The following is a 6,086-nucleotide window of genomic DNA, read 5'->3' as shown; positions in this document are numbered from 1 at the left end:
ATTTTTTGTTAATTTTTTTGCGACTAACCATTCATTCTCACTCTATTGTTATATTGCATATTTGCCGATTAAAGCATGCGCGCCTTGGTGCTCATGCGGTTAGTTGTTTAAAAATAAGCATAAATAGCTATGCAAATAGTTATTCACTATCTATGAAATAATATCTTTAGCCCTTTATTTTCAAGGGATACATGAAAGTTTTTAACGAGACAGATATAAGTAATTCTGAAATAATGTGCGTCTGAAAATTGAACCACAAAGCAATTTTGCGCAATTATCAGGTTACTGATCTTGCCTATAAAGTTGGTTACAAATATTAACCAAACACCTATTTTGATGTTTTGTGTTGCTCACAATTAAGAGGAAATAAAATGACAGTCAATCGCGAATTATTTGATCACGTAATGGTTCCTAACTACGCACCTTCAAGCGTAATTCCTGTTCGAGGCGAAGGTTCTCGCGTATGGGATCAACAAGGTCGAGAGTTTATCGACTTTGCTGGTGGTATTGCAGTTAACTGTCTTGGCCATTGCCACCCTGCATTAGTAGGCGCATTAAAAGAGCAAGGCGAAAAAATTTGGCATCTATCAAATGTAATGACCAATGAGCCGGCACTTCGCCTAGCTAAAAAAATGGTTGATGCTACATTTGCTGAAAAAGTTTACTTTGCCAACTCAGGCGCAGAAGCAAACGAAGCAGCGCTTAAATTAGCGCGTCGTTTTGCACTTGATAAGTTTGGCGCAGAAAAATCACAAATCATCGCGTTTAACAAAGGTTTCCACGGTCGTACATTCTTTACCGTAACTGTTGGTGGCCAAGCTGCATATTCAGATGGTTTTGGTCCTAAGCCTGGCGACATTGTACATTGTGATTACAACGACCTAGCTGCTTTTGAAGCGCTTATCAGCGATAAAACATGTGCCGTAATGATGGAACCTCTTCAAGGTGAAGGCGGTATTGTTTCACCAACTGACGAGTTTGCTCAAGGCGTTCGCGATTTATGTACTAAACATAACGCACTGCTTATTTTTGATGAAGTTCAAACAGGTGTTGGCCGTACTGGCGATTTATACGCATACCAAGGCTTAAACATAGTACCTGATATTTTAACTTCAGCTAAAGCACTTGGCGGCGGTTTCCCTATTGGCGCTATGATCACAACAACTGAAATTGCACAGCATCTTAAAGTAGGTACTCATGGTTCTACTTATGGCGGCAACCCGCTTGCGTGTGCTGTTGCAGAAGCTGCATTTGATACAGTAAATACCCCAGAAGTACTTGCTGGCGTAAAAGCTAAAGCAGCATTATTTAATGAACTACTTACTGCGGTTAACGACAAATACAACGTATTTAGCGAAATCCGTGGCCAAGGTTTATTAATTGGTGCAGTAGTGAACGAGCAATATAAAGGTCGTGCAAAAGAGTTTTTAGTGGCAGGGACTGAGCAAGGCCTTATGTCATTAGTTGCTGGTGCAGACGTAATACGTTTCACTCCATCTTTAGTAATTCCTGAAGCGGACATTCGCGAAGGTATGGCACGCTTTGAAAAAGCAGTAGCAAGCGTAGTAAACGCATAAGCGACTTAAGCCAACCAATTAAGGGCAAGCACTGCTTGCCCTGCAATTCCTATTTACCGTTATTTATAAGGGAGCAAGCGGACTCATGATGATCCTTCGCCCAATCCAGCAAAATGATTATTCAGCATTACTGAAAATTGCCCACGAATCAGGGCATGGTTTTACGTCTTTGCCATTAAACGAAGAACTATTGCAAAAAAAGATCGACCATTCAGTAAGCTCTTTTGCTAAACAAACGTCACAACCTGGTGACGAAGGCTACCTGTTTGTTCTTGAAGATAGCGAAACCGGTGACGTTGTAGGAACATCTGCAATTGAAGCTGCGGTAGGGCTTGATGATGCATTTTATCATTATCACTTAAGTAAAGTGATTCACTCTTCGCGCACATTAGACGTATACAAAGCGGTTGATATTCTAACGCTATGTAACGACTACACAGGTGCTACAGAGCTTTGCACATTGTTTTTAAAAGATGGTTATCGTAAAAATTGTAACGGTAAGCTACTTTCAAAAGCGCGCTTTATGTTTATAAAACAGCATCAAGAGCGTTTTGCGCAAACAGTAATCGCAGAAATGCGCGGTGTGTCTGACGAAAACGGCAGCAGCCCTTTTTGGCAGTGGCTTGAAGAGCACTTCTTCTCAATGGATTTTCCAACAGCTGATTACCTAACAGGTATTGGCCAAAAGGTTTTCATTGCTGAATTAATGCCTAAATACCCAATTTACGTAAACTTGCTAAGTAAAGATGCGCAAGCCGTAATAGGTAAAGTACACGACAACACTCGCCCAGCAATCGAGTTATTAAAAAGCGAAGGCTTTACGTTTAATGGCTACGTAGACATTTTTGACGGCGGCCCAACGGTTGAAGCAAAAGTAGATAACATTGCGACTATTCGTAATGCACGTAACTTTAACGTTGAAATTGGCGAAATGACTGGCGACACCATGGTGTTACTAGCTAACGAAAAGCTTAATGACTTTAGAGCAACCGTTGCACCAATGACATTTGACGAGCGCGCAAAAAGCCTTATTTTATCGCAAGAAATAGCAGATGCACTGCATTTGCACACTGGCGATATTGTTAGTGCAACCACGATTTAATTTAGGAGAAAGTATATGACTCATCCTGCACAATTTATAAATGGTCAATGGTCACAAGGCCAAGGCACAGAATTTAATTCAGTAAACCCTGCAAATAACGACGTTATTTGGCAGGCTTCATCGGCAACTGCGGCGCAAGTAGACACCGCAGTAAATGCAGCGCGCGAAGCGTTTTATGCATGGGCTGATAAAAGCTTTACTGAGCGCTTGGAAATAATTAAAGCATTTGCAGCGCAATTAAAAGAAAACAGCGAAGAGCTCGCTATTACTATTGCACAAGAAACAGGTAAGCCATTGTGGGAAACTCGCACAGAAGCGGGTGCTATGGTTGGTAAAATTGCCATTTCTGAAAAAGCATTTTTAGAGCGCACTGGCGACGTAGAAAACGCAATGCCACTTGGCCGTGCGATGATTCGTCATAAGCCACATGGTGTTGTAGCCGTATTTGGTCCGTATAACTTTCCGGGTCACTTACCTAATGGCCACATTGTGCCAGCGCTTTTAGCAGGTAACACGGTTGTGTTTAAACCGTCTGAACTTACTCCTAAAGTAGCTGAGCTTACGCTTAAACTGTGGGAAAAAGCAGGCTTACCAGCAGGTGTCATTAACCTTGTACAAGGTGAAGTAGAAACGGGTAAAGCCCTTGCTGCTCACAAAGGTATTGATGGCTTGTTCTTTACGGGTTCTTCGCGTACTGGTCATATTTTACATGAACAGTTTGCGGGTCAACCTGGCAAAATTTTAGCGCTAGAAATGGGTGGTAATAACCCACTTATTATTACTGACGTTGAAGACACTAAAGCGGTTGTTCACGATATTATTCAATCAGCGTTTATCTCAAGTGGCCAGCGTTGTACGTGTGCACGTAAACTATTTTTACCAACTGGTAGCAAAGGCGATGTGATACTTGAGCGTTTAATCACAGCAACTAAAGCGATTAAAGTAGGTAATTATGACGATGCAGACCAGCCATTTATGGGCTCTATGATCTCATCAGCTGCAGCTGCAGGCATGGTTAAAGCGCAAAACGAGCTTGTTGAGCTTGGTGGTGAAGTATTAGTAGAACTTGAGCACACAGCTAATACTGGCTTTGTAACACCAGGTATTATTGAGTGTACAAATATTAGTGACTTCCCAGATGAAGAGCATTTTGGACCACTTTTAAAAGTATTCCGCTTTGACGACTTTGACCAAGCCATTGATAAAGCAAACGATACAACCTTTGGTTTATCGGCTGGTTTATTAAGTGACAGTGCAGCAGATTACGACCATTTCTTACGTCGTATTCGTGCAGGTATTGTTAACTGGAATCGCCCAATTACTGGCGCATCAAGCGCAGCACCGTTTGGTGGTATTGGCGCATCGGGCAATCACAGAGCAAGCGCGTATTACGCAGCCGATTACTGTGCATACCCAGTTGCTTCGGTAGAGCTTGAAAAAGTAGCTATGCCAGCAACACTAAGCCCAGGCTTAAAAATAGATTAAGTAGTAATACTACTTAATTATTATAAAAGCAGCTTCGGCTGCTTTTTTTGTATTGCTAACGCGCAAAGCTAGCAATCAACAGCGCTTTCTGCTTAAATCAAAAATAATTAATTATACAAAGGTGGTACAAAAATGGTTTTAGATAGGCAAGGGTACGATGATTTGATCATGTATCTAACTCAAAATTTAGCATTGTTTGAGAAGCCAGGCGAAATAAAACCAGGTGCCCCAACAGTCATGGAATTAATCGAAGACGTTATTGCACAAAATGTGATGCTTATTTGCGAGCAGCACACAAACCTCAACACAGAGCAGCGTAGTCAAATTGTACGCGAAGTTGACGGCATAGTTTACGATTTAGAAGAAGTCCTCAGCAGCATCACCTCACAGCCTGTCACGGTTGAACAGCATGCCTTTATAGATGAATTTGCAGGTTTAGTAAAAAACCTCTTTGATAGCGCTTTAACGCAACAATCTTAGCCATTTTATAGCCCTGCGTTGCATTTTCATTTGCAACTACGGCTAACTTGCTTACAATCAAGAAAATATTTTTTTGAGATATAACAATGCAAGCAAATGTAAAATGGGTTGAAGGCGATACGTTTATTGGTCGTTCTAATTCTAACCACAATGTTGTGTTTGATGGCGGCAGCGATAGTGCAGCACCAAGCCCAATGGAAATGGTTTTAATGTCAGTTGGCTGTTGTTCATCAGTTGATGTGGTTAGTATTTTAAAAAAAGCCAAACAAGATTTTTCAGATGTACAGGTGCAACTAAGTGCAGAGCGCGCAGAAACAGCCCCTCGCGTGTTTACCAAAATTAACTTACACTTTGTTGTTAAAGGCAATAATGTGTCTGAAAAACACCTTGCACGTGCAGTTTCACTCTCTGCTGAAAAGTATTGCTCGGTTGCATTAATGCTTGATAAAACAGTAGAAATTACGCATAGCCACGAAGTTGTGCAAGAACAAGCAAAATAACGCTTTTTCCACGAGGGAAATTCGTATAAAATCCGCGAACTTTTCATTCTGCAGGTGCAGAACCCACTAATTTATAGGTTGGTTTATTATGAACAAACCCTTCGATAAACTTAAACTTCATGGCTTTAACAATTTAACCAAAAGTTTAAGCTTTAGTATTTATGATATTTGTTACGCAAAGACCGAGCAACAACGTAAAGAATATATTGAATATATCGATGAGCAGTACAGTGCAGATAGACTAACCGACATTTTAGGTGAAGTTGTTGATATTATTGGTGCTAACATTTTAAATGTAGCGCGCCAAGATTATGAACCACAAGGCGCAAGTGTAACTATTTTGGTTTCAGAAGAACCAGTAGAAGAGCAGCAAAATTACGATGCTGACGAAGCACCAGGCCCATTACCTGATTCAGTTGTTGCGCACCTAGATAAAAGCCACATTTGTGTACACACATACCCAGAAGCTCACCCTGATGATGGTATTTGTACATTCCGTGCTGATATTGAAGTGTCTACTTGTGGCATTATTTCGCCACTTAAAGCGTTAAACTTCTTAATTCATAGCCTTGAGTCAGATGTAGTAACTATTGATTACCGCGTTCGTGGTTTTACCCGCGACATAAACGGTGTTAAACACTACATTGATCACGCGATTAGCTCGATTCAAAACTTCATGACAGAAGATACAAAAGAAGCGTACCAAATGATGGACGTGAACGTGTATCAAGAAAACCTGTTCCACACCAAAATGATGTTAAAAGAAACCGATTTAAACACGTACTTATTCGGTATTTCGACAGCAGACTTATCAGAGGGCGAAGAAGAACAAATTCGCTCAAAGCTGACCCGTGAAATGCAAGAAATATTCTATGGCCGTAACCTGCCAGATACAGAATAATAGCAACGAATTAAATTAAAAATGGCGCTCAGTGAGCGCCA

6 protein-coding genes are annotated in these 6,086 nt (G+C 40.9%); all 6 read left to right on the top strand.

Annotated elements, in window-relative coordinates; all coding sequences use genetic code 11:
- Positions 1-371 precede the first annotated feature (371 nt).
- The 6 genes from GQR46_RS14830 (at position 372) to speD (ending at position 6,045) form a co-directional block, all read left to right on the top strand.
- Positions 372-1,577: an aspartate aminotransferase family protein gene (locus GQR46_RS14830; RefSeq protein WP_165728288.1), complete on the top strand. Its 1,206-nt coding sequence runs from the start codon at positions 372-374 to the stop codon at positions 1,575-1,577.
- Between the two features lie 85 nt (positions 1,578-1,662).
- Positions 1,663-2,679, top strand: coding sequence for an arginine N-succinyltransferase (gene astA, locus GQR46_RS14825; RefSeq protein ID WP_165741332.1), 1,017 nt, complete (start codon positions 1,663-1,665; stop codon positions 2,677-2,679).
- Positions 2,680-2,694: 15 nt separating this feature from the next.
- Positions 2,695-4,164, top strand: a complete 1,470-nt coding sequence (gene astD / locus GQR46_RS14820; RefSeq protein WP_007580085.1) for a succinylglutamate-semialdehyde dehydrogenase — start codon at positions 2,695-2,697, stop codon at positions 4,162-4,164.
- A gap of 132 nt (positions 4,165-4,296) precedes the next feature.
- Positions 4,297-4,644, top strand: coding sequence for a DUF3802 family protein (locus GQR46_RS14815; protein ID WP_007580087.1), 348 nt, complete (start codon positions 4,297-4,299; stop codon positions 4,642-4,644).
- Positions 4,645-4,730: 86 nt separating this feature from the next.
- Positions 4,731-5,144 carry an OsmC family protein gene (locus GQR46_RS14810; protein WP_024600073.1) on the top strand — a complete coding sequence of 138 codons (414 nt, stop codon included), beginning with the start codon at positions 4,731-4,733 and terminating at the stop codon, positions 5,142-5,144.
- A gap of 88 nt (positions 5,145-5,232) precedes the next feature.
- Positions 5,233-6,045 carry an adenosylmethionine decarboxylase gene (speD, locus tag GQR46_RS14805; RefSeq protein WP_024593800.1) on the top strand — a complete coding sequence of 271 codons (813 nt, stop codon included), beginning with the start codon at positions 5,233-5,235 and terminating at the stop codon, positions 6,043-6,045.
- Positions 6,046-6,086 lie beyond the last annotated feature (41 nt).

It is taken from the genome of Pseudoalteromonas sp. Z1A6 (assembly GCF_011378745.1).
In the GTDB taxonomy this organism is placed as follows: Bacteria; Pseudomonadota; Gammaproteobacteria; order Enterobacterales; family Alteromonadaceae; genus Pseudoalteromonas; species Pseudoalteromonas arctica.
This window is presented reverse-complemented; position numbering and strand designations above follow the sequence as displayed.

Excerpts from the sequence above, each read along its gene's own strand:
- speD (WP_024593800.1), top strand. The coding sequence starts at position 5,233 with ATGAACAAACCCTTCGATAAACTTAAACTTCATGGCTTTAACAATTTA.
- GQR46_RS14830 (WP_165728288.1), top strand. The coding sequence starts at position 372 with ATGACAGTCAATCGCGAATTATTTGATCACGTAATGGTTCCTAACTAC.
- astA (WP_165741332.1), top strand. The coding sequence starts at position 1,663 with ATGATGATCCTTCGCCCAATCCAGCAAAATGATTATTCAGCATTACTG.
- GQR46_RS14810 (WP_024600073.1), top strand. The coding sequence starts at position 4,731 with ATGCAAGCAAATGTAAAATGGGTTGAAGGCGATACGTTTATTGGTCGT.
- GQR46_RS14815 (WP_007580087.1), top strand. The coding sequence starts at position 4,297 with ATGGTTTTAGATAGGCAAGGGTACGATGATTTGATCATGTATCTAACT.
- astD (WP_007580085.1), top strand. The coding sequence starts at position 2,695 with ATGACTCATCCTGCACAATTTATAAATGGTCAATGGTCACAAGGCCAA.